This is a genomic window from Enterobacter hormaechei subsp. xiangfangensis (assembly GCF_001729785.1).
Lineage (GTDB): Bacteria > Pseudomonadota > Gammaproteobacteria > Enterobacterales > Enterobacteriaceae > Enterobacter > Enterobacter hormaechei_C.
The window spans coordinates 3,033,023-3,055,195 of the sequence record NZ_CP017183.1 but is presented as its reverse complement, the minus strand read 5'-3'; the positions used below and the strand labels follow the sequence as shown (position 1 = coordinate 3,055,195).

At 51.4% G+C, this 22,173-nt stretch carries 18 protein-coding genes; 9 read left to right on the top strand and 9 right to left on the bottom strand.

What is annotated here, in order from left to right:
• Positions 1–214: 214 nt before the first annotated feature.
• From BFV63_RS14620 to BFV63_RS14610, 3 genes are read left to right on the top strand one after another with little or no spacing between them, the layout of a single operon-like run.
• Positions 215–1,900, top strand: a complete 1,686-nt coding sequence (locus BFV63_RS14620; RefSeq protein ID WP_003859271.1) for a sensor histidine kinase — start codon at positions 215–217, stop codon at positions 1,898–1,900.
• Positions 1,894–2,613 carry a two-component system response regulator BtsR gene (btsR, locus tag BFV63_RS14615; RefSeq protein ID WP_003859268.1) on the top strand — a complete coding sequence of 240 codons (720 nt, stop codon included), beginning with the start codon at positions 1,894–1,896 and terminating at the stop codon, positions 2,611–2,613. The genes BFV63_RS14620 and btsR overlap by 7 nt, the downstream gene beginning before the upstream one ends.
• A gap of 46 nt (positions 2,614–2,659) precedes the next feature.
• Positions 2,660–3,130, top strand: a complete 471-nt coding sequence (locus tag BFV63_RS14610) for a YehS family protein (RefSeq protein ID WP_003859267.1) — start codon at positions 2,660–2,662, stop codon at positions 3,128–3,130.
• A gap of 109 nt (positions 3,131–3,239) precedes the next feature.
• Here BFV63_RS14610 and metG read toward each other — a convergent pair whose 3' ends face one another.
• On the bottom strand, positions 3,240–5,273 hold the full coding sequence (gene metG / locus BFV63_RS14605) for a methionine--tRNA ligase (protein ID WP_023324959.1): 2,034 nt from the start codon (positions 5,271–5,273) through the stop codon (positions 3,240–3,242).
• A gap of 137 nt (positions 5,274–5,410) precedes the next feature.
• Here metG and apbC point away from each other — a divergent pair, with 137 nt between their 5' ends.
• Positions 5,411–6,520 carry an iron-sulfur cluster carrier protein ApbC gene (apbC, locus tag BFV63_RS14600; protein ID WP_003859263.1) on the top strand — a complete coding sequence of 370 codons (1,110 nt, stop codon included), beginning with the start codon at positions 5,411–5,413 and terminating at the stop codon, positions 6,518–6,520.
• Positions 6,521–6,609: 89 nt separating this feature from the next.
• Here apbC and BFV63_RS14595 read toward each other — a convergent pair whose 3' ends face one another.
• Both BFV63_RS14595 and BFV63_RS14590 read right to left on the bottom strand, forming a co-directional pair.
• Positions 6,610–7,089 carry a GNAT family N-acetyltransferase gene (locus tag BFV63_RS14595; RefSeq protein ID WP_032609688.1) on the bottom strand — a complete coding sequence of 160 codons (480 nt, stop codon included), beginning with the start codon at positions 7,087–7,089 and terminating at the stop codon, positions 6,610–6,612.
• Positions 7,040–7,372, bottom strand: a complete 333-nt coding sequence (locus BFV63_RS14590; protein WP_003859260.1) for an RcnB family protein — start codon at positions 7,370–7,372, stop codon at positions 7,040–7,042. The genes BFV63_RS14595 and BFV63_RS14590 overlap by 50 nt, the downstream gene beginning before the upstream one ends.
• Positions 7,373–7,852: 480 nt before the next feature.
• On the opposite strand from BFV63_RS14590, the gene BFV63_RS14585 reads away from it, so the two are divergent.
• The 3 genes from BFV63_RS14585 to BFV63_RS14575 are packed head-to-tail and all read left to right on the top strand — an operon-like array spanning position 7,853 to position 11,639.
• On the top strand, positions 7,853–8,992 hold the full coding sequence (locus BFV63_RS14585; protein ID WP_045331179.1) for a polysaccharide export protein: 1,140 nt from the start codon (positions 7,853–7,855) through the stop codon (positions 8,990–8,992).
• Positions 8,992–9,441 carry an arsenate reductase/protein-tyrosine-phosphatase family protein gene (locus BFV63_RS14580; RefSeq protein WP_045331182.1) on the top strand — a complete coding sequence of 150 codons (450 nt, stop codon included), beginning with the start codon at positions 8,992–8,994 and terminating at the stop codon, positions 9,439–9,441. Before BFV63_RS14585 ends, BFV63_RS14580 begins: the two co-directional genes overlap by 1 nt.
• Positions 9,441–11,639, top strand: coding sequence for a polysaccharide biosynthesis tyrosine autokinase (locus tag BFV63_RS14575; protein WP_048240465.1), 2,199 nt, complete (start codon positions 9,441–9,443; stop codon positions 11,637–11,639). Before BFV63_RS14580 ends, BFV63_RS14575 begins: the two co-directional genes overlap by 1 nt.
• 44 nt (positions 11,640–11,683) lie before the next feature.
• Here BFV63_RS14575 and BFV63_RS14570 read toward each other — a convergent pair whose 3' ends face one another.
• The 4 genes from BFV63_RS14570 to BFV63_RS22700 all read right to left on the bottom strand — a co-directional run bounded on the left by BFV63_RS14570 (position 11,684) and on the right by BFV63_RS22700 (position 16,568).
• Complete coding sequence (locus BFV63_RS14570) at positions 11,684–13,150, bottom strand: pyridoxal phosphate-dependent decarboxylase family protein (RefSeq protein ID WP_048240466.1); 1,467 nt, start codon at positions 13,148–13,150, stop codon at positions 11,684–11,686.
• A gap of 18 nt (positions 13,151–13,168) precedes the next feature.
• Entirely contained in the window at positions 13,169–14,545 is a 1,377-nt protein-coding gene (locus BFV63_RS14565) for a diaminobutyrate--2-oxoglutarate transaminase (protein ID WP_015572345.1), read from the bottom strand.
• A gap of 311 nt (positions 14,546–14,856) precedes the next feature.
• Complete coding sequence (locus BFV63_RS14560; RefSeq protein WP_032609683.1) at positions 14,857–15,300, bottom strand: hypothetical protein; 444 nt, start codon at positions 15,298–15,300, stop codon at positions 14,857–14,859.
• Positions 15,301–15,485: 185 nt separating this feature from the next.
• Positions 15,486–16,568, bottom strand: coding sequence for a YadA-like family protein (locus tag BFV63_RS22700; RefSeq protein WP_071957448.1), 1,083 nt, complete (start codon positions 16,566–16,568; stop codon positions 15,486–15,488).
• Between the two features lie 778 nt (positions 16,569–17,346).
• Between BFV63_RS22700 and BFV63_RS14545 the strand changes: the two genes are divergently transcribed.
• Both BFV63_RS14545 and BFV63_RS14540 read left to right on the top strand, forming a co-directional pair.
• Entirely contained in the window at positions 17,347–18,705 is a 1,359-nt protein-coding gene (locus BFV63_RS14545; RefSeq protein ID WP_025653402.1) for a site-specific integrase, read from the top strand.
• A 110-nt stretch (positions 18,706–18,815) separates the two neighbouring features.
• Positions 18,816–20,264 carry an ATP-dependent nuclease gene (locus tag BFV63_RS14540; protein ID WP_227474036.1) on the top strand — a complete coding sequence of 483 codons (1,449 nt, stop codon included), beginning with the start codon at positions 18,816–18,818 and terminating at the stop codon, positions 20,262–20,264.
• A 319-nt stretch (positions 20,265–20,583) separates the two neighbouring features.
• On the opposite strand, the gene BFV63_RS14535 is transcribed toward BFV63_RS14540, so the two are convergent.
• Both BFV63_RS14535 and BFV63_RS14530 read right to left on the bottom strand, forming a co-directional pair.
• A complete protein-coding gene (locus tag BFV63_RS14535; protein ID WP_069597559.1) occupies positions 20,584–21,603 on the bottom strand; it encodes a major capsid protein in 1,020 nt (339 codons plus the stop codon).
• A gap of 14 nt (positions 21,604–21,617) precedes the next feature.
• On the bottom strand, positions 21,618–21,989 hold the full coding sequence (locus BFV63_RS14530) for a hypothetical protein (RefSeq protein WP_069597558.1): 372 nt from the start codon (positions 21,987–21,989) through the stop codon (positions 21,618–21,620).
• Positions 21,990–22,173 lie beyond the last annotated feature (184 nt).

The window sequence follows — 22,173 nt, the reverse complement described above, 5'->3', positions numbered from 1 at the left end:
GCCCCCAGGCTTGCGCGTCCCCAGCTTAACTGTAGACCCACTTTGCGGAACCAGGAAGATTTGATTTTTTTTTGTACAAATTATACGAAAGAAAGGTTATCTCCGGCAAAAGGTGTGATGACGGACACGATTTATCGCTTTTTTGGCACGTTTCAAAGAAAGTTAACCGCTATCAGTGTATGTTACGCGTTTTTAGAATGTGCGGTTTGTGAGTATGTACGAGTTTAATCTGGTGCTGCTGTTGCTTCAGCAGATGTGCGTGTTCCTTGTCATCGCCTGGTTGATGAGCAAAACGCGCCTGTTTATCCCGCTGATGCAGGTCACCGTCCGTCTGCCGCACAAATTCCTCTGCTACGTCGTATTTTCCATATTCTGCATTATGGGGACCTGGTTTGGTCTCCATATTGAGGATTCCATCGCCAATACGCGTGCCATCGGCGCGGTAATGGGCGGGCTGCTCGGAGGCCCGGTTGTCGGCGGTCTGGTGGGGTTAACCGGCGGCCTGCACCGCTATTCGATGGGCGGTATGACGGCGCTAAGCTGCATGATCTCCACCATTGTCGAAGGGCTGCTCGGTGGTCTCGTCCACAGCTATATGATTAAGCGCGGACGGCCGGATAAAGTGTTCAGTCCCCTTACCGCCGGGGCGATCACCTTCGTGGCGGAAATGGCGCAGATGGCGATCATCCTGCTGATCGCGCGCCCGTTTGACGATGCGTTACATCTGGTCAGCAGTATTGCCGCACCGATGATGGTCACCAATACCGTAGGTGCGGCGCTGTTTATGCGCATTTTGCTCGACAAACGCGCCATGTTCGAAAAATACACCTCGGCATTTTCTGCCACCGCCTTAAAAGTTGCGGCGTCGACGGAAGGGATCCTGCGGCAGGGATTCAACGAGGAGAACAGCATGAAGGTGGCGCAGGTGCTGTATAAAGAACTGGATATCGGGGCCGTGGCGATTACCGATCGCGAAAAGCTGCTGGCGTTTACCGGCACCGGCGACGACCACCATCTGCCGGGCAAACCGATCTCATCGGCCTATACCCTGCGCGCTATTGAAACGGGTGAAGTGGTGTATGCCGACGGAAATGAAGTGCCGTACCGCTGTTCCCTGCATCCGCAGTGCAAACTCGGCTCTACGCTGGTCATTCCCCTGCGGGGCGAAAATCAGCGCGTTATGGGCACCATTAAGCTTTACGAAGCCAAAAACCGCCTGTTCAGCTCCATCAACCGCACGCTGGGGGAGGGGATCGCCCAGCTGCTTTCGGCGCAAATCCTGGCGGGGCAGTATGAACGGCAAAAAGCGCTGCTGACGCAGTCAGAAATTAAGCTCCTGCACGCTCAGGTGAATCCGCATTTCCTGTTTAACGCGCTTAACACGCTGAAAGCGGTGATCCGCCGCGACAGCGATCAGGCCGCGCAGCTGGTGCAATTTCTGTCGACCTTTTTCCGCAAAAATTTGAAGCGTCCCTCGGAGATCGTCACCCTCGCGGACGAGATTGAGCACGTAAACGCCTATCTGCAAATTGAAAAAGCGCGCTTCCAGTCACGTTTACAGGTGTCGTTATCCGTCCCGGATGAGCTGGCGTATCAGCATCTTCCGGCCTTTACCCTGCAACCGATTGTAGAGAACGCCATTAAGCATGGGACCTCGCAGCTGCTGGGTACCGGAGAAATCATGATTTCCGCTTCCCGTTTTAACCACCATCTGGTGCTGGATATCGAAGACAACGCGGGGCTGTATGAAGCTTCCGCGTCAGGCGGTCTGGGCATGAGCCTGGTGGATAAACGCCTGCGCGCGCATTTTGGTGACGACTGCGGTATCACCGTCGCCTGTGAGCCAGACCGCTATACCCGAATTACCTTACGATTGCCGCTGGAGGAGAACGCATGTTAAGAGTGCTGATTGTTGATGATGAGCCGTTAGCACGGGAAAACCTGCGTGTCCTGTTGCAGGAGCAGAATGATATCGAGGTTGTGGGGGAATGTGCCAATGCCATTGAAGGCATCGGTGCGGTGCATAAACTGCGCCCTGACGTGTTGTTCCTCGATATTCAGATGCCGCGCATCAGCGGGCTGGAGATGGTCGGCATGCTCGACCCGGAGCACCGTCCCTATATCGTCTTTCTGACGGCCTTTGATGAGTACGCGGTAAAGGCGTTTGAAGAGCACGCGTTTGATTATCTGCTGAAACCGATTGAAGAGAAACGGCTTGAAAAGACCCTGACCCGTCTGCGCCAGGAGCGTACCGCGCAGGACGTGACGCTGCTGCCGGAGCATCAGCAGCCCCTGAAGTTTATCCCCTGTACCGGGCACAGCCGGATTTACCTCCTGCAAATGGACGACGTTGCCTTTGTCAGCAGCCGTCTGAGCGGGGTATACGTCACCAGCGCCGAAGGCAACGAAGGCTTTACCGAGCTGACCCTGCGCACGCTGGAGAGCCGCACGCCGCTGATCCGCTGCCATCGTCAGTATCTGGTGAACATGGCGCACCTGAAGGAGATCCGCCTGGAAGATAACGGCCAGGCCGAGCTGGTGTTACGTGCCGGGCAAACCGTTCCCGTCAGTCGTCGCTACCTGAAAAGTTTGAAAGAGGCGATAGGGCTGTAAAACTGATACACTGCGCGCCATTGCATCATCGACATTCGAAGGCTCTATGCTAAGTAACGATATTCTTCGTAGCCTGCGCTACACCCTGAAAGCGAACAATAATGACATGGTGCGCATTCTTGCGCTCTCCGACATGGAATCCACGTCCGCCGGGTTCGACACCTGGATGACTAAAGAAGATGAAGAGGGTTTTGTTCGCTGCCCGGACATCATTCTGTCGGGCTTTCTGAACGGCCTGATCTACGACAAGCGCGGCAAAGATGAATCTGCTCCTGAGCTGGCGCTGGAGCGTCGGGTGAACAACAACACGGTGCTGAAAAAACTGCGTATTGCTTTCTGCCTGAAAACTGACGACATTCTGGCGATCATGACCGAGCAGAAATTTCGCGTGTCGATGCCGGAAATCACCGCCATGATGCGCGCGCCGGATCATAAGAATTACCGCGAGTGTGGGGATCAATTTCTGCGTTATTTCCTGCGTGGGTTGACGCAGCGGGTGCATAACCAGAAGGGGTGATTTTTAGCCGGATGGCGGCTTCGCCTGACCCGGCCTACAAAACCCGTCGGCCCGTGCAAGCGTAGCGCCGCCAGGCAAAAAAAAGCCGGATTCTCATCCGGCTTTTTTATTACTTCACCTGCTGACCCGGCTTCGCGCCTTCGTCAGGGCTTAACAGGAAGATGTCTTTTCCGCCCGGGCCTGCGGCCATCACCATCCCTTCGGAGATGCCGAAGCGCATTTTACGCGGCGCCAGGTTTGCCACCATCACGGTCTGACGACCGATCAGCACCTGCGGATCAGGGTACGCGGAACGAATGCCGGAGAAGACGTTACGTTTCTCGCCGCCCAGATCCAGCGTCAGACGCAGCAGTTTGTCAGAGCCTTCCACGAACTCCGCGTTTTCGATCAGCGCCACGCGCAGGTCGACTTTAGCGAAATCATCAAAGGTGATGGTCTCCTGAATCGGATCGTCCGCCAGCGGGCCGGTCACCGGTGCGGCAGCCGCTTTCACCTCTTCTTTGGATGCTTCCACCAGGGCTTCAACCTGCTTCATCTCGATGCGGTTGTACAGCGCTTTAAAGGTGTTCACCTTGTGGCCGAGCAGCGGCTGCTGGATGGCATCCCAGGTCAGTTCGGTGTTCAGGAATGCTTCCGCGCGGGCTGCCAGCTGCGGCAGAACCGGCTTCAGCCAGGTCATCAGCACGCGGAACATGTTCAGACCCATGGTGCAGATCGCCTGCAAGTCGGCGTCGCGACCTTCCTGTTTCGCCACCACCCACGGCGCCTGCTCGTCCACATAGCGGTTGGCCACGTCTGCCAGCGCCATGATTTCGCGAATGGCTTTACCGAATTCACGGCTTTCCCAGGCTTCGCCAACCGCAGCGGCGGCGTCGGTGAAGGTTTTATACAGCTCAGGATCGGCCAGTTCGGCAGAAAGCACGCCGTCAAAGCGTTTGGCGATAAAACCTGCGTTACGTGACGCCAGGTTCACCACCTTGTTGACGATGTCCGCGTTCACGCGCTGCACGAAATCTTCCAGGTTCAGGTCGATATCGTCGATGCGGGAAGAGAGCTTCGCGGTGTAGTAGTAGCGCAGGCTGTCCGCGTCGAAGTGGTTCAGCCAGGTGCTGGCCTTAATAAACGTCCCGCGAGATTTAGACATCTTCGCGCCGTTCACCGTTACGTAGCCATGTACGAACAGGTTGGTCGGCTTGCGGAAGTTGCTGCCTTCCAGCATTGCTGGCCAGAACAGGCTGTGGAAGTAAACGATGTCTTTACCGATGAAGTGATACAGCTCGGCATCGGAATCTTTCTTCCAGTATTCGTCGAAGCTTACGGTGTCGCCGCGCTTGTCACACAGATTCTTGAAGGAGCCCATGTAGCCAATCGGCGCATCCAGCCAGACGTAGAAATATTTGCCCGGCGCGTTCGGGATTTCGAAGCCAAAGTATGGCGCATCGCGGGAGATATCCCATTGTTGCAGACCGGATTCGAACCACTCCTGCATTTTGTTCGCGACCTGCTCCTGCAATGCACCGCTGCGGGTCCATGCCTTCAGCATTTCGCTGAACGACGGCAGGTCGAAGAAGAAGTGCTCGGAGTCACGCATCACCGGCGTCGCGCCGGAAACCACGGATTTCGGTTCGATAAGCTCGGTCGGACTGTAGGTCGCGCCGCACACTTCGCAGTTATCGCCGTACTGGTCCGGGGATTTACATTTCGGACAGGTGCCTTTAACGAAACGGTCCGGCAGGAACATGCCTTTTTCCGGATCGTACAGCTGAGAAATGGTGCGGTTTTTAATGAAACCGTTCTCTTTCAGACGGGTGTAGATCAGCTCTGACAGCTCGCGGTTTTCGTCGCTGTGTGTGGAGTGATAGTTGTCATAGCTGATGTCAAAGCCAGCAAAATCGGTCTGATGCTCCTGACTCATTTCGGCGATCATCTGTTCCGGGGAAATGCCCAGCTGCTGCGCTTTCAGCATGATCGGCGTGCCGTGGGCATCGTCCGCACAGATAAAGTTCACCTCGTGGCCGCGCATTCGCTGGTAACGGACCCAGACATCAGCCTGGATATGCTCCAGCATGTGGCCGAGGTGGATTGAGCCGTTGGCGTACGGCAGGGCGCACGTTACCAGAATTTTTTTCGCGACTTGAGTCATAGTAGGCATTACTTCTTTTAACTGTGAAAAGGGTTTTCGATATTACCAAAAGGGGCATTATTAAGTAAGCACAAACCGCGGCCTTTCAGGTAAACTTGTTTGTCTAAGGTCTTATTCACAAGAACAAAGGAGTCGGGATGAGTTCTCAATCCCAGGCCAAATCACCGGAAGCCTTACGAGCAATGGTCGCCGGGACGCTGGCTAATTTTCAGCATCCAACCCTGAAGCACAATCTCACGACGCTGAAAGCGCTTCATCACGTCGCATGGCTGGACGATACGCTTCACATCGAGCTACAGATGCCGTTCGTCTGGACCAGCGCCTTTGATGCCCTGAAAGAGCAAACCAGCTCTGAGCTGCTGCGCATTACTGGCGCAAAAGCAATTGACTGGAAGCTAAGCCACAGCATCGCCACGCTCAAGCGCGTGAAAAATCAGCCGGGCGTTAACGGCGTGAAGAACATCATCGCCGTCAGCTCTGGCAAGGGCGGGGTGGGTAAATCATCTACCGCCGTGAATCTGGCGCTTGCACTGGCGGCAGAAGGGGCGAAGGTCGGCATTCTGGATGCGGATATCTATGGCCCGTCCATTCCAAACATGCTGGGAGCGGAAAACCAGCGTCCAACTTCGCCGGACGGCACCCACATGGCGCCAATCGTGGCGCACGGTCTGGCGACCAACTCCATTGGATATCTGGTTACTGACGATAACGCGATGGTCTGGCGTGGCCCGATGGCCAGCAAGGCGCTGCTGCAAATGTTGCAGGAGACAATGTGGCCTGACCTCGATTATCTGGTGCTGGACATGCCGCCGGGCACCGGTGATATCCAGCTGACGCTGGCGCAGAACATTCCGGTTACCGGCGCCGTCGTAGTCACCACGCCGCAGGATATCGCGCTGATCGACGCCAAAAAAGGCATTGTCATGTTCGAGAAGGTAGAGGTGCCGGTACTGGGTATCGTCGAGAACATGAGCATGCATATTTGCAGCAACTGCGGGCACCATGAGCCCATCTTTGGTACCGGCGGTGCGGAGAAGCTGGCTGCGCAGTATCACACCCAGCTGCTGGGGCAGATGCCGCTGCATATTTCCTTGCGTGAAGACCTGGACAGCGGGAAACCAACGGTGGTCAGCCGCCCGGACAGCGAATTTGCCCAGATGTATCGCCAGCTTGCAGGGCGCGTTGCGGCGCAGCTCTACTGGCAGGGGGAAGTGATCCCGGGTGAAATCGCCTTCCGCGCGGTGTAACGCCTCTGCGCGTTAGTGCCGGGTGACGGCTTTGCCTTACCCGGCCTACCTCGATTTTGTATGTCAGGTAAGCATAGCGCTACCTGACTTTACCCAAGCCGATAGTGCATCAAATAATACTCCCCGTCCGGAGAATCTCCCGTCGCTTCAATGTGCCAGCCGTGGCGATGGTAAAACGCAATAGCCCGTTCATTCTTCACCAGACACTTCAGCGCGCCTGTACTGGTAAACGTCTTCTGTACTTGTTCCAGTAACAAATGACCCACTCCCAGACGCTGATACTGCGGATCGACAAACAGGTTGTGCAGAAAATTATCGTTCGTCCAGACTGAGGCAAAGCCAAGTCGGTGCCCATCCTGCTCCGCCACCCAAATCTCTTCGTCCAGGGTTGCCGCGTCAAAATCTTCAAGCTGCCACGCAGAACTGTCCAGCCACGGCCAGGCTTCACGCCGGGCGTGGAGGAACAGCGTGCGCAGGAAAGGGCGATCGCTCTCCTGCCACGGACGGATTAGGATCGTATCAGCGGTGATAGAAAATATCTCCGTTATAGGCTTTGTAGATTTTGCCATCGGCATCGCCAATCAGAACATAATTCTCGCCCATGTAGGTCCAGTGTGTGCCGGCATCGGGCGCAGGAAGGTTACGTAGCTGGTACTGTTTGATGGTGTACTCGGGCGTCTGATACTGCGCGGGCGCGGTGTCGCCAATTTTGAACTTCGTAAAATCGGCAATAAACTCTTGTTCTTCGTAGGCCTTGATGCCGGAAGGCGCTGTCGACGCTTGCGGTGCAGCGTGCGCGGCCCCCGCCAGTGACACTAATACACCCAGAAGCAACAATTTACGCTTAGCCATTTTTTCTCCAGTCATATCGTTACTGATACTTTTTGTGTGCAGATCCGCAAACGGATGGCAGACAGTTCATTTTAAGTATCCTCACAGGGTGAGTTTGCAAAAAATGTAACAAAAGCGCACGGTTTTGTGTAGTCGCAACCGTCATTAATTATTTCTTCGATGAATAAATATTGGCTTACGCAGATAACATAATTATGGGTTTATTAATTAATTCTGAAAAAACTTTTTCAAAGCAAATTTACAAAGATCCAGGCATGCATTAAACGAATAGAACATTTAAGATTGCCCGAAACCCTCTTTCCTAATCCGTAAGTCAGACGATGCATGGCTGTAAAAGCCAGGCCGCAGGAATGCTGTGGTTTTTTAAATATTACTGCCATCACTGTTAATTAATTTAGCGGTAAGGAGTTGTTTTAGAATGGAAAGCATCATTTCGGCACGTATTCGATAATCAATACTATAAAAAGATATTTTTACTCAATGAAAAACACAACAGTCTTTTCGATATTGTTTTTAATTATTACGCCATTATCTGGCTGCGTATTTTCACCGGGTCAGCATCTGGATCTTGCTGGAAAACAGGTGATGGCCACAGAAAATGCAAACGATCGTCTGGAAAAGCGGATTGATGTTTATCCTCTTACGCCTTCGTTAATTGAAAAATTGCGACCATCGGCCCTGAAATCTCAGGCAAATCCTAAGCTGGATGAACAGGTCAAAAACTGGGAATACCGTATCGGCGTTGGGGATATTTTGACCGTCACCGTCTGGGATCACCCTGAACTGACAACCCCGGCAGGGCAGTATCGCAGCGCCAGTGACACCGGTAACTGGGTTAATGCCGACGGTACGCTTTTCTATCCTTATGTCGGTAAATTGCAGGTGGCAGGCAAAACGGTCGCACGGGTACGCGAGGAGATCACGGCCCGGCTGAACAATGTCATTGAAAGTCCGCAGGTGGACGTCAGCGTCGCCTCTTTCCGCTCGCAAAAAGCCTATGTGACGGGCGAGGTGGTGAAGTCGGGGCAGCAGGCTATCACCAATATCCCGTTAACGGTAATGGATGCCGTGAACGCCGCAGGGGGGCTCTCTGCCGACGCGGACTGGCGCAATGTCGTGCTGACGCATAATGGGAAGGATATGCGCCTCTCGCTATATGCGCTGATGCAGCATGGCGATCTCACCCAAAATAAGCTGCTCTATCCCGGCGATATTCTGTTTGTCCCCCGTAACGATGCGCTGAAAGTGTTCGTCATGGGCGAGGTCGTTAAACAGAGCACGCTGAAAATGGATCGCAGCGGCATGACCCTGGCCGAAGCGCTGGGCAATGCGGGTGGGCTGAACCAGAATATGGCCGATGCCACCGGAATTTTTGTCATTCGTTCGCTGCCGAAAAGCGAGCGTTCAGAGAAAATTGCCAACATCTACCAGCTCAATGCTCAGGACGCATCAGCCATGGTGTTAGGCACCGAGTTTCAGCTTGAGCCTTATGACATTGTCTATGTCACCACTGCACCACTGTCCCGCTGGAATCGCGTGATATCACAGCTTGTTCCGACCATCAGCGGGGTGCATGACCTTACCGAAACGGTTCGTTACATCAGATCGTGGCCGCAATAATGTTCAAATCAATACTCGTGGTTTGCACCGGAAATGTCTGCCGTTCTCCGATTGGGGAGCGGCTTTTACGCCAGCACCTGCCCGACAGACATATCGCCTCGGCGGGGATATACGGGCTTGAGGGGTGCCCGGCGGATGACAGCGCCCAGGACGTCGCCTGGCGGCATGGGATCTCCCTCGACGGTCATGTGGCGCGCCGGCTGACACGCAATCTGATGCAGGGAGCCGATCTTATCCTGGTGATGGAGCCGGAACATCTTCGCTTCATTGCGGCCATGGCGCCGGAGAGCAGGGGAAAGTCGCTGCTTTTTGGGCAATGGCTGGAGCCGCAGGATATCCCCGATCCCTACCGTAAAAGCCGGGAAGCGTTTGAATATGTGTTCGGGCTATTGGGTAAAGCCAGCCAGGAATGGGCACGTCGTTTAGGTCAGAAAGGAATGAAGCATTAATGTCGTCTTACACAACAGACAATTATGGTGCAGCGGCACCCCAACAACATGAAGTCGATCTCGTTCGTTTGCTCGTCGAGATGATCGACCACCGCACGATGATTCTGTGCGTAACATTCCTGTTCACCCTATGCGCCGGTCTCTATGCCTGGGTTACGCCCCCTGTTTATCAGGCGGATGCCATGGTGCAAATAGAAAGCAAACAGGATAACAGTCTGCTTAAAGGGTTGAGTCAGCTGGGCACCGATGTTTCGCCGGATGTTGCCCCTGAAATTTTACTGCTGAAATCACGCATGATCCTCGGCGAGACCGTCGACAAATTAGGTCTGACGCAGCAGGCAAAGCAGCGCGTTTTGCCTGTGGTGGGGCGTCTCTGGCAGCGTCTGCAAGGGCGCGGGCAGGGTAAGATCACGTTAGGCGAACTCCAGATCCCGCAGGTGGAAGGCAAGGCGCAAGGGCTCACGCTGACCGTACAGGAAGCGGGAAAATATCACCTGACGGGCGAAAACATTGAGGCAGACGGTCGGGTTGGGAAAACGCTGGTCACGCAAGGGATCGTTCTGCTGGTGACGTCGATTGAGGCGACGCCAGGCACGCAATTTTCGCTTAAATCGTTGACGCGGCTGGAGACGATCAACGCCCTGAAGAAGAGCCTCACGGTTGCGGAGTCGGAGAAACAGAGTGGTATCGTGACCTTAACCCTGACGGGTGAAGATCCTGACAACATCGCCCGGGTGCTGAATGCGATTGCTGACAATTATCTTCAGCAAAATATCGCGCGCCAGGAGGCTCAGGATTCTCGTAGTCTGGATTTTTTACAGGAGCAGTTGCCGAAAATCAGAGCGGATCTGGATCAGGCTGAAGCACGGCTGAATGCTTATCGGGCGCAGCGTGACTCGGTGGATCTGTCTTTAGAGGCAAAATCCGTACTGGATCAGGTAGTGAACGTTGAGAACCAGCTAAATGAGCTGACGTTCCGGGAGGCAGAGATCTCCCAGCTCTTTAAAAAGAGTCACCCTACCTATCGTGCATTGCATGAAAAGAGACAGACCCTTGAGCGGGAACGGGATCGCCTGAATAACCGTGTGTCAGCTATGCCCTCCACGCAGCAGGAGATTTTACGCCTGAGCCGCGATGTTGAGTCGGGCCGCACCATTTATTTACAGCTATTGACGCGTCAGCAGGAGCTGAATATTTCCCGCTCCAGCGCTGTCGGGAACGTGAGGATCATTGATGAGGCGGTTACGCACCCGGATCCGATAAAGCCGCGAAAAGCGTTAATCATCATTCTTGGCGCGCTGTTCGGCCTAATGCTCGCAATGGGGACCGTGTTGGTACGCCAGGCGTTCAAACGTGGGATCACGCTTTCCGAGCAGCTGGAAGCGCAGGGGCTGCCGGTTCTGGCTACGTTGCCACGTTCCCAGTGGCTGTGGAGTAAAACGCATTTGCGCAGAAAAAATCCGTTCTCTCGTCGCTGGAAACACAAAACCTCGGATGTGCCTTTCCTGCCCGTCGATCGCCCTGCTGATATGTTTGTTGAAGCGGTACGCGGGCTGCGAACCAGTCTGTATTTCGCCATGATGGAGGCTGAGAACCGCATTGTGATGATTTCTGGCCCCACTCAGGACTGCGGAAAAACGCTGGTGGCGACGAATCTGGCGGCCGTCGCCGGGCAGAGCGGTCAGCGGGTGCTGTTTATTGATGCGGATATGCGCCAGGGCTATGTTCATAATATTTTTGGCCTGGAGAACCGCTACGGGTTGTCCTGCCTGCTCGAAGGGAAATGCGACTTTACAGAGGTCATCCAGCATGCTGAAAAAGCGGGAATTGACGTCATCACCTGCGGCCCGGAACCCCTGCGTCCGTTAGAATTGCTGTTAAGCGAACGCTTCCTTGACATCATGTCCTGGGTTAACGAGCAATATGACATTGTCATCATCGATACACCGCCAGTCCTGGCCGTCACCGATGCCTCGCTGGTCGCCAGAGCAGCCGGAACAACGCTAATGGTTGCCCGTTTCGATAAAACCAGCGTGAAAGAGATGGAGAATACTGTTAAACGTCTCCAGCATGTTGGTGTGAAGGTCAGCGGCACAATCCTCAACGATATTGTTAAATCCGCAGCGCTGTTTTACAGCTCGGGGTACAGCCAGTGTGATTACGGTTATGCTTCGAAGAAAAAAGGAGACAGGCGTTAGAGCGGGAAAAACAATCCCTCTCCCGGGTGGGAGAGGGATAAGCATTACTTCGCCATCACTTCCTGCGCGGTACGCTCAACCAGAGACAGCAGGACTTTAACATCCTCCAGCGTCACGGTTGGGTTCAGCAGAGTCAGCTTCAGGCAGGTGATACCGTTATGCTCGGTCACACCGACGTTTGCACGGCCAGACTCCAGCAGCGCATCGCCAATTTTCTGGTTCAGCAGGGCAATACCGGCGTCATCCATTTGCGCCTGCGGACGGAAGCGGAACAGCACGCTTGCCAGTTGGGGTTGCATCACCAGTTCCAGAGCAGACTGCTCTTTCACGTAAGCCGCAACCTGCTGTGCCAGCGTCACGCCGTGATCGATGATTGCCGCGTATTGCTCCTGACCCAGCGCTTCCAGGCTCATCCACAGTTTCAGCGCGTCGAAACGGCGCGTGGTTTGCAGAGATTTGGAGACCAGGTTAGGTACACCTGCTTCTTCATCGAACTCAGAGTTCAGATAGGCCGCCTGATAGCGCATCAGCTCATAGTGATGCGCTTCCTTCAGCAGGAACGCACCGCAGCTGATGGTCTGGAAGAACTGCTTGTGGAAGTCCAGGGTGACGGAATCCACCAGCTCGATACCGTCCAGGTAGTGACGATACTGCTCAGACATCAGCAGCGCGCCGCCCCAGGCCGCATCAACGTGCACCCAGATATTCTGTTTCGCAGCCAGCTCAGCAATAGCACGCAGCGGATCGATAGCACCCGCATCGGTCGTACCGGCCGTGGCCACAATCGCCAGGATCTGCTCGCCGTTCGCGTTGCACTGTTCGATTTTCGCCGCCAGATCGGTGAGATCCATGCGGGAGAATTCGTCCGTTTTCACCTGCACCACGGACTGGTAGCCCAGACCCATCAGCGCCATGTTTTTCTGCACGGAGAAGTGTGCGTTTTCCGAGCACAGAACGCGGATCTTACGCAGATCGCCTGTCAGACCGTCCTGCTGAACAGAATGGCCCTGACGCGCAAAGAACGCGTCACGCGCCAGCATCAGCCCCATCAGGTTACTCTGGGTACCGCCGCTGGTGAAGACGCCTGCGTCGCCAGCCTGATAACCCACGCGGGTACGCAGCCACTCGATCAGTTTGATCTCAATGATGGTTGCGGACGGGCTTTGATCCCAGGAGTCCATACTCTGGTTGGTGGCGTTAATCAGTACTTCCGCCGCCTGGCTAACCACCAGGCTTGGGCAGTGTAGATGCGCCACGCACTGCGGGTGATGAACGGACAAGCTGTCTTTCAGGAAGAACTCCACGGCGCGTTCAATCGCCGCTTCGTTGCCCAGCCCTTTCGGGTTGAAATCCAGCTTAATACGGTCGCGCAGCTCCGCGACCGTTTTGCCCTGGTACATCTCAGGCTGTTTCAGCCACTGCATCACAGCCTGAGTGCTTTGTTCAATCGCCTGCTGGTAAGCTTCAATGCTCTGCGCAGAGGAGAACAAAATTGGGTTTGAATCAGACATCGTAATCAATAACTCCGGTTACGCCGGGCTAACGCCCGCAGCAAGCAGTGCCTGCTCGAATTTATCCAGGAAGACTTTCAGCTCGTCATCGCTGATCAGCAGAGAAGGCAGCAGACGCAGAACGATACCGTTACGGCCGCCACGCTCCAGAATCAAGCCTGCTTCGAAGCACTTCTTCTGAATCAGTGCAGACAGCTCGCCGTCGCCCGGGAAGCAACCCATGTGGTCAGCGGCTTCGTGCGGCTTAACGATCTCAATACCGATCATCATGCCCAGGCCGCGAACGTGACCGATAACCGGATAGCGTTTCGCCATCTCTTTCAGCTGGCCTTTCAGCCATTCGCCCTGTGCGGCCACTTTGCCCGCGATATTCTGGTCTTTCAGGATCTTCAGCGTCGTCAGACCGGTTGCCATCGCCAGCTGGTTGCCGCGGAAGGTACCGGTATGGTGGCCTGGCGCCCATGCATCGAACTGCTTTTTGATACCGAGCACGGCCAGCGGCAGACCGCCACCGACTGCTTTAGACATCACGATGATGTCTGGCTCGATACCTGCGTGTTCGAAGGCAAAGAATTTACCGGTACGGGCAAAGCCAGCCTGGACTTCGTCGAGGATCAGCAGGATACCGTGTTCCTGAGTGACTTTACGGATGCGCTGCAACCACTCAACAGGCGCCGGGTTCACGCCGCCTTCACCCTGAACGGCTTCGAGGATCACCGCGGCAGGTTTACGCACGCCGCTTTCAACGTCGTTAATCAGATTTTCGAAGTAGTAGGTCAGCGCCTTCACGCCCGCTTCACCACCGATACCCAGTGGGCAACGGTACTCGTGTGGGTAAGGCATGAACTGGACTTCTGGCATCATACCGTCAACCGCTTCTTTAGGAGACAGGTTGCCGGTGACGGACAGTGCGCCGTGGGTCATACCGTGGTAACCACCAGAGAAACTGATGATACCGCTACGACCGGTCACTTTTTTCGCCAGCTTCAGCGCCGCTTCAACGGCGTCAGCCCCGGACGGGCCAGTGAATTGCAGGCAGTACTCTTTGCCCTGACCAGGCAACAGAGAGAGAAGGTATTCTGAAAACGCGTCTTTCAGCGGCGTGGTCAGATCCAGGGTATGTAACGGCAAGCCGCTGGTAATGACATTTTGGATGCTTTTCAGCACATCAGGATGATTGTGTCCAAGCGCGAGGGTGCCTGCGCCTGCTAAACAGTCAAGGTATTCTTTATTATCTGCATCGGTGATCCACACGCCTTCTGCTTTTGTGATCGCTAAAGGCAGTTTGCGCGGATAACTCCTGACGTTAGATTCAAATTCGGCCTGACGGGCCAGATAGGTTTCGTTGCTTTTGTGGGCATCTACGGTGTCAATACGGACTTTATCCGTCATCATATCACTCCTACAACCGCCGCTTCGTTATGAGCCACGATTGAATAAAAAGTTAAAAAACAGATGGGGCCTGAAAAAAACGCCGCCAATATAGAGCCTTTTGTCACCGGGCTCAATGGTTAATTTGTTTACTGTTTTGTGACACAGGGCACAGGGCAGGGAAGAACGCCGTTTGTATGGGGAAGATTGCACTTTATGCTAAATAAAAACAGCAGCTTACGTATGATTTGTCAGCATTGTAAAATCAGACAAAAGAGTGTGACAAATCGTGCGATTGGCAGGCGAAAAGGAGGCAGAGAGCCTCCTTACGCTGTTTATTTCTGACTAACGCGTAAAACGCCGTGTTCGCGTCCCTTCGTTTTATTCCATGACGCGTCCGTAATACCGTTTTCATCCAGGCTTATCGATATCACAAAACCGTTACCATGGATCTCATAGAAATTGGCATTCAGACGTTTAACGCTGGCTTTTTTGCCGTTCACGGTAGCGCTAAAAAAGCCGTTAGAAAGCGTGGCGTTAACCGTATCCGACGAGAACGAGGCTTCACGCAGGGGATCGTGAACGGATGCCGTTGGTTCGTGTTGTGCCGTGTTTTCCGCTTTGGTTTTGCTGACATCGCAAGAGCCATTGCCAGCGCTAATTTGCGTGCATCCCGAACGCTCTAATTGAGCGCGATAATGGGCGTTTATGGCGTGCGCAGGCGAGACACAACCTGCAAGCACGGTACCACTTATGACTAACATCATTAATTTTTTCATTTTATTGCCTTAAAAACGACACAAATACCAGGAGACATACATCACGCCGATCCAGATCCCGAACGAAATCAGCATTAGGTACAGGGCTACCGAAATAAAAATATATTTAGACATCTTTTTGTATCAACGAAATGCTCATCCGTTAAAATGAGGTTTTATACTTGTCCCGACGATTGTTTTACGCTTTAAAAGCCCATACCAATCCCAACCGAAGCGCCCATATTATTCGCAGTGTCATCTGAGAAGCTCACTTTCGCGATGACATGGGAATTAAAGTTAACGGACGCACCGACAGCAAGCGCGCTCTCACCGTTGTAAGTCGCACCACCAGCAGAGAACATGACGCGCTGATTGGTTTGCACTTGTGGCAAACCCGCCATCGCCATCGCCCCTGAAATACCGGCATTAGCCTGCTTCTTATTATTGTCCACTTCATCACGCAGAGATTTAAATTGCTGGCTGGTGTTAGTATTCATTGCCTGTAATGACTGCCTGGTGGCTTGCAGATCCTGCGTGGCGGCAGTAACAGCCAGGCTATTTTTAGCGACCTTCGCCTGGGTAGCTGTATCCAGCTGTCGTTGTGTCACGGTGGTTGTCACACCATCTTTACCGTTATGACCGTCTGCACCGTCGCGACCGTTTCTTCCCGCAATGCCTTGTGCGCCAGTATCACCCTTATCACCTTTCATACCTGTCGCGCCAGCATCGCCTTTTTCACCCTTCGCGCCAGTTACACCGGTATCCCCTTTATCGCCCTTTGCGCCGGTATCCCCTTTATCACCCTTTGCGCCAGTCGCACCGGTATCCCCTTTATCACCTTTCGCTCCATCTGCACCGTTGATGGGTTTAGGTGCATTTTCGAGAGCAGTAAGGCGGCTATCCTGAATATTATCGACGTGTTGAAGGTTGATAATGGCTGTGCCGTTAGTCGCCACACCCTGTAAGGCCGTCTCACTTTTCAGACTGGCGGTATCGGCAAGTGCGCCAGCAAGCAACGCTTTCTGATGTGCGTCGTTAGCCATTTTATCCACGACTAACACGCCCAGTTTTGTGGACTGAAGGTCGTCGTTAACCTGCGTTAAGCGGTTATCCGTTGCGCTATCACGGTTAATACTATCAGCGTTGTTTTGTGTAATTTGATCTTGATGGTCATTTACAATATTAGTGATTTGCTGATCGTCCCAAACCGTATTCGCGGCTTCAGCCTGGCTCATTGTACCCGCTAAGACAATGCCCATTACAAAAATAGCAGTAAAGTTTTTATTCATAGATTTCATTTAAAAAGCTCACATCATTAATTATCGAAAATACTGAAGCTGAACAGCTTTATTTTTTGGATTTAAAAAACGGTTGAAGATTATCTAAATCTTATTTAGTAACGAGAGTGAACTATCAATTAAACGCAAACCAATGATGTTGATCTAAGTCATAAATACTATGAATAGTTCCGAGGGCGTAAAAGTCATTTTGCGGTTGTTATTAATGTAAACATTAAAGTGAAAATGACGAGGGAAATGAGAGGGTAAGATTAAGTAATTGACAGAAATAAATTTCTGCAAAATAAATGTTTACATTGATGCCTGAGTTTATTTCATACGAAAGCAGGTGGGCTGTCTTATAAAATCACTCCCGGTGAGTCATTATGGATAAAAATAAAATTTCTCAGCACAGAAAGTGAATATTATATTTAATGAGTTCTTAACAAATATGGCGGGATAATTAACTGAACAATAATGTATACATATTGAGCGTAGTTAATATCTTGTCGTTTATTGTTCGTTACAGGGGGTTAACGGACAGCCCAAAACTCCTTGCACCCGGGTTACCCCCCGGTTACACTACATGACTACGAAATGCCATTTTGTAAGTAACTGTTTTATAAGTAATTTGACTCGGGGTGCCCTTCTTTGTGAAGGCTGAGAAATACCCGTATTACCTGATCTGGATAATGCCAGCGTAGTCTGGCTGTTATCCATTGATAATCAAAAGAAATTTCTAGCTTTAACGTCCTGTTTTGATAGTTCATTACTCAATGAGGCTTTCAGAATGGGCCACAGAACCATACGTCACACCATCACACGCAACGGGATTTATTACGTCCGTTTCCGCTTGCCCGGTAATAAATATTTTCGCAAGTCTCTGGAGACTGACAGCCACACCCAGGCTCAGTTGCTCATGTCTTTTGCTTCTCCTGTAATTCCTCTGGTTCAACGTGGAACCATCCAACCGGATCACTTCGGTAAGCGTCTTTCTGAATATGGCAATAGCCTGAAGCAGCAGAATGAACAATGGCTGGCGCACCAATTTCTGAATGATGAGCAGTGCAATATTCAGCCGATAGTTGCTCAGGAATACCGCGAGATTGTCACTCCTTCGGGAGATGAGGAAGAACAAATAGAAGCACAACCAAAGGAAGTACTAACGCTGGCTGGCGCCTGGAACATGTACAAAAAGGAGAAAGCCCAAAACTGGACGAAGGCTATCTCTCAAGCCAATGAGCGCTTTATTGAGGTGATGTTGATTGTCTTGGGTTCATCAACTGATGTAACCACGATTACCAAGCAAGACATTAAACAGGTAATGGAGGTTGTTGAAAACTTGCCTAAGCGTGTTGTGCAGCCTTATCGGTCGATGACTGTTCAGCAGCTAATCGAGTGTGATGATGTCCCGCCCGAAGATTTGGTTGGCGCTGAGTCTATCCACAAGCATTTGAAGATTTACAAATCGCTCTTTAAAACCTTCCTCACTGACAATAAAGATATTCTGGAGAAGTCTCCGACTGATGGAGTAGTCGCCGCACCGTCGAAAGCGAGGTTTGGAGCATACAGTGCAGCAGAAATGAGAAAGTTTGTGGAGTGGGCGCTCAAGCAGCCTGACGGTTGGCAGAAGTGGATCACTCTTTTGTTGGCGTACACGGGAGCCAGAAGAGGGGAGATCGCCAAGCTGGAGAAATCACAGATCAAATTTGATGAAGATAGCCAGCGGTACTATCTCCTGATCGCTGAAGGAGGACAGGGTAAAACCGAGAACGCTACAAGACAGGTGGCGATACATCCCAAACTGATCGAGTGGGGTTTCCTTGATTTCGTTAACCGTCAATGGAAAGAGAAAATTTTCTCCCCTGTGTCTGGCAAAAACATGCCGAAGATCGGCAAAGTTTTAGCAGATGTGCGAGATCAGCTTGGCATTCCTTATCTTGATGACTATGGGCAGCGGCGATTGGTGCATAGCTTCCGACATACCATGATTTCAACCTGTTTAGCTGGCTGGGTTGGCAACTTAGCGCACTTGCAGCAGGTTGTAGGGCATGAGAAAAGCGGGGCAGGGATCACTAGAAGATACTTACACATTTTTCCTCTGAAAACTGTGTGTTACGTCATTGATGGATTGTGTTGGAATGGCTAATAATTTGGGTGATGTCATAGTTTTACTGAATTTTCAGTGATATAAATCATGTAAAAATAAGGTGTTCTACGTAAGGTTATTTTTCTATACACAGCTAGCATAAAGGATTAATGATGTTTATTAAAAAACTGAAGATAGAAAATTTTAAAGGGTATCACGGGGAAGATAATGAGTTGGAATTCAATATCCCTGATGGAGAAACGGAAGGTAGTGGACTTAATATATTTGTGGGTGAAAACAACGCCGGAAAATCCACTGTATTTGAAATTATAGATTTTATAAAGGATGGAACCAAAAAGAACATTGAGGATCTTATATGCAAATCAGATCCGGCTAATATTGCTGAGAAGCTTTCAGCCGAGCTAACCTTCACTGGAAACTTATCAGAAGTAATTGCCGCTCATGTACAAGCTAATAAAGTTGCAGCATTCACCTCGCATGTTTTTGAGGACGAGGGTGTTAATTATTTCAGAGTGAAGAGGTGTAGTGAGGTAGGGGAGAAGAAAATATTATTTTGGAACGGAAATGAATTTGTTAACCCAAGTGGTATAGATGCCCCATTTAAGAAGTTTTATGATAATAACTTCATTTGGGCTGATACAAACCCAAGCAATGAAGCAAAGTTTGGCTCTACAACTATATGTGGTTCGCTTCTAAAAGAAATTGCTTTAGGCCATATTGAAACGGATGAGTATAGAGCGTTTTCTGAGCAATACCATCGCGTATTCAATCACCCTGAATCAGAGTTGAGACAGAAAATATCATTAGTCGAAAATCAAGTTAGAGAGGTTTTCTCATCTCAATTTGGTATGGCAGATATTTCTTTCATTTTTGAAGAGTTGCAGGTAGAGAATTTCTTCAAAACTATTTCCATCATGATTGATGATGGGGTGAATGTCCCAATGGGAGAAAAGGGGCATGGTATGCAAAGGGCACTAGCCCTATCATTACTTCAGGTGTACGCTGAGATAACGTGTAATGCGCATGGTGCGGGGATTAGTAAACCATTTTATCTTTTCATTGACGAACCTGAAATATGTCTTCATCCTTCAGGGCAGCAAAAGCTTTTAGAAGCTTTAATGATTATCTCCAAAAGTAGACAGGTTTTTGTTACAACGCACTCTCCTTTCCTTTTGTCCTCCCCTTACCTTAAAAATATCGGTCTGTTTGTTTTCAAAAAAGAGAATAATAAAAATGTTGTGGAAAGGGCTGATACTTCTCCATGGTTCCCTTGGTCTCCATCGTGGGGCGAGATTAATTTCAAAGCATACAATTTAGCAACCGTTGAATTGCATAATGAATTATATGGTTATTTGCAGGAGAAAAACTCCTGTCCAAGCGAAAAAACAATGGAGCAATGGCTAAATTCAAAGGGAATTGCGTTTGATAAAGTATGGGTTAAAGAATTTAAAGGTGCGGCACAACCGCCAGCGGATACTACATTACAAACATTCATCCGTAATCATATACACCACCCAGAGAATGTTACAATGCAATCTCATCGCTATACACAACAAGAATTACTAACTTCAATCCAACAAATGGTTGGGCTTCTATAAAGAAAAAGGCGAGCCGTTTGGCTCGCCTTTTAATATTAATTTAATAACTTGCGCTTTTTAGATAATAGTACGCTTAGAGCATATTCAAATCCGTGTTGCGCCTCTAGACGGCATAGGGTGATATTACAGATCCCCAACTCCTTACACAGCGCCTTTCGATTAATTACTTCCGCCGCGCCTGATACATAGACTTGACCAGCGCCGGGGATATTGATTGAAACTTTCATGTGTTACCTCAGTGTAAAAGTAAAAATGAATATAACCGGAAGAGATAACCCCCAGCCGATACCCAAAGGGCGCGACCGGGGGGCATTTTGCATTACTTCAGCTTGACGTTCAGCATGTAGTTCGGGCGCAGGTTCAGCGGAATGAAGCTCGCCTCCTGGTGAACGGTCACCATGCCATAACGGTCAGTCATTACTTTCTGGTAGTATGGGCTGATCACGCCTTTAGCGGCAATATCCTGATTACGGGATGCTGGGCCGTGTACCAGTTTGAACGGGTTACGTTCTGCTGTATTGAACTTAGGAACGAACAGGCCGGAACCTTCTTCGATTTCGTAGCGGTCATCGTCCGCCAGAATGAAAGTAATGTTGCCAATGCTGAAGGAGTCATAACCCGCAGTGTTAACCGGGATTAGAGCGCCTTTTGCAGCTTCAGCCACCTTATTGGTGATCAGGCTGGTTACTTCCGGGTGGCTCGCCAGAACGTCATACAGATCCGGGGAGCAGAAGCAGAAGAATCGCTCCAGATAGGAGCGGCTCGCGCCGTACTCTTTAACCAACATCCTGCGAATCTTCGAAAGCTGGGAATACACGTTGGAACCCGCTGATCCGTCCAGTTCAAAGTCCAGCGGGGCAGTACCAAACACAGCGTTAAAATCTACGTCGCCGTCATCGGTTTTAGCCGCTTTCGCTTCCTGTTTGAACAGGGCGCGGGCCAGCGTACTTTCAACCGTTTCCAGGTGATGGTTACGCATACGGATAGCTTTAGACGCGATCACTTCAGAAATAGCCGCAACCTGATCCGGGTTAGCCGGGCTGATCAGACCTTGCCAATCAGCGGTTTTTACGTCCGCTTCGGTGGCGTAGTGTGGGATCTCCTGGTCACGCAACAGAGGCTTATCCATTTTGATGGAGTTAACTTCGGTGCCGTAGCGGGCTACCTGTTCCAGTTCAGAGACTTGAGTCTCTACGATGTCCAGAACTTGAGCGTTTGGAGTGGTGGAGTTAACACCGGAGAAGATACCCAGATCAGAGATCAGGTAATTACCCGCTGGCACTTGTTTAAGTGCCGCTACAGTGTCCAGCTTTTCAAACTGTTTAAAATCAATAGCCATTGTGTGTGATTTCCTTATGCTTTGAAGTAATCGGCGTTGATAGCCAGGCGAATATCACCGGAGGCTGTCAGCGCTTCCAGTGCGGCTTTTTTGCTCGCGGCATCTTTAGCACGTAGGGCAAAATCGGTAATCACGAGGTGTCTGTCACAAATGACTAGGGTTTTGGGCTTGCCATCGGCGGACATATTGGAAAGGTTAATGATCGGCTTGCCAGCATCAGCGTCGGCGGAGTCGAACAGGGCAAAGGTTTTGCCGTCCAGAATGTCACCGCAAAAAACGTCAGCAGGCAGTGACGGGGCGGTGACTTCGGTACGGTCAAACAGGCTGGAGGCGTAATTCACGATTACGTCACCTTGCGTTACCGGGTAGCGCTCGGAAGTTTTCATAAAGGTTTTCCTTATGGAGGGTTTTAGACGTGGGAGAGACCACAGGTGATCCGGCGTTGCACCGGATATCAGGACAGCCAGAACGGCGGGCCGGAATGGGTTGGAAGATGGGAGGCCGTGGGGTGGATAAAAGAAAAGGCGGCTATCCTGCCGCCTCTCTTCGTTCCTGACTCTCTCTCACCCT

Excerpts from the sequence above, each read along its gene's own strand:
- BFV63_RS14620 (WP_003859271.1), top strand. The coding sequence starts at position 215 with ATGTACGAGTTTAATCTGGTGCTGCTGTTGCTTCAGCAGATGTGCGTG.
- btsR (WP_003859268.1), top strand. The coding sequence starts at position 1,894 with ATGTTAAGAGTGCTGATTGTTGATGATGAGCCGTTAGCACGGGAAAAC.
- BFV63_RS14610 (WP_003859267.1), top strand. The coding sequence starts at position 2,660 with ATGCTAAGTAACGATATTCTTCGTAGCCTGCGCTACACCCTGAAAGCG.
- metG (WP_023324959.1), bottom strand. The coding sequence starts at position 5,273 with ATGACTCAAGTCGCGAAAAAAATTCTGGTAACGTGCGCCCTGCCGTAC.
- apbC (WP_003859263.1), top strand. The coding sequence starts at position 5,411 with ATGAGTTCTCAATCCCAGGCCAAATCACCGGAAGCCTTACGAGCAATG.
- BFV63_RS14595 (WP_032609688.1), bottom strand. The coding sequence starts at position 7,089 with ATGGCAAAATCTACAAAGCCTATAACGGAGATATTTTCTATCACCGCT.
- BFV63_RS14590 (WP_003859260.1), bottom strand. The coding sequence starts at position 7,372 with ATGGCTAAGCGTAAATTGTTGCTTCTGGGTGTATTAGTGTCACTGGCG.
- BFV63_RS14585 (WP_045331179.1), top strand. The coding sequence starts at position 7,853 with ATGAAAAACACAACAGTCTTTTCGATATTGTTTTTAATTATTACGCCA.
- BFV63_RS14580 (WP_045331182.1), top strand. The coding sequence starts at position 8,992 with ATGTTCAAATCAATACTCGTGGTTTGCACCGGAAATGTCTGCCGTTCT.
- BFV63_RS14575 (WP_048240465.1), top strand. The coding sequence starts at position 9,441 with ATGTCGTCTTACACAACAGACAATTATGGTGCAGCGGCACCCCAACAA.
- BFV63_RS14570 (WP_048240466.1), bottom strand. The coding sequence starts at position 13,150 with ATGTCTGATTCAAACCCAATTTTGTTCTCCTCTGCGCAGAGCATTGAA.
- BFV63_RS14565 (WP_015572345.1), bottom strand. The coding sequence starts at position 14,545 with ATGATGACGGATAAAGTCCGTATTGACACCGTAGATGCCCACAAAAGC.
- BFV63_RS14560 (WP_032609683.1), bottom strand. The coding sequence starts at position 15,300 with ATGAAAAAATTAATGATGTTAGTCATAAGTGGTACCGTGCTTGCAGGT.
- BFV63_RS22700 (WP_071957448.1), bottom strand. The coding sequence starts at position 16,568 with ATGAATAAAAACTTTACTGCTATTTTTGTAATGGGCATTGTCTTAGCG.
- BFV63_RS14545 (WP_025653402.1), top strand. The coding sequence starts at position 17,347 with ATGGGCCACAGAACCATACGTCACACCATCACACGCAACGGGATTTAT.
- BFV63_RS14540 (WP_227474036.1), top strand. The coding sequence starts at position 18,816 with ATGATGTTTATTAAAAAACTGAAGATAGAAAATTTTAAAGGGTATCAC.
- BFV63_RS14535 (WP_069597559.1), bottom strand. The coding sequence starts at position 21,603 with ATGGCTATTGATTTTAAACAGTTTGAAAAGCTGGACACTGTAGCGGCA.
- BFV63_RS14530 (WP_069597558.1), bottom strand. The coding sequence starts at position 21,989 with ATGAAAACTTCCGAGCGCTACCCGGTAACGCAAGGTGACGTAATCGTG.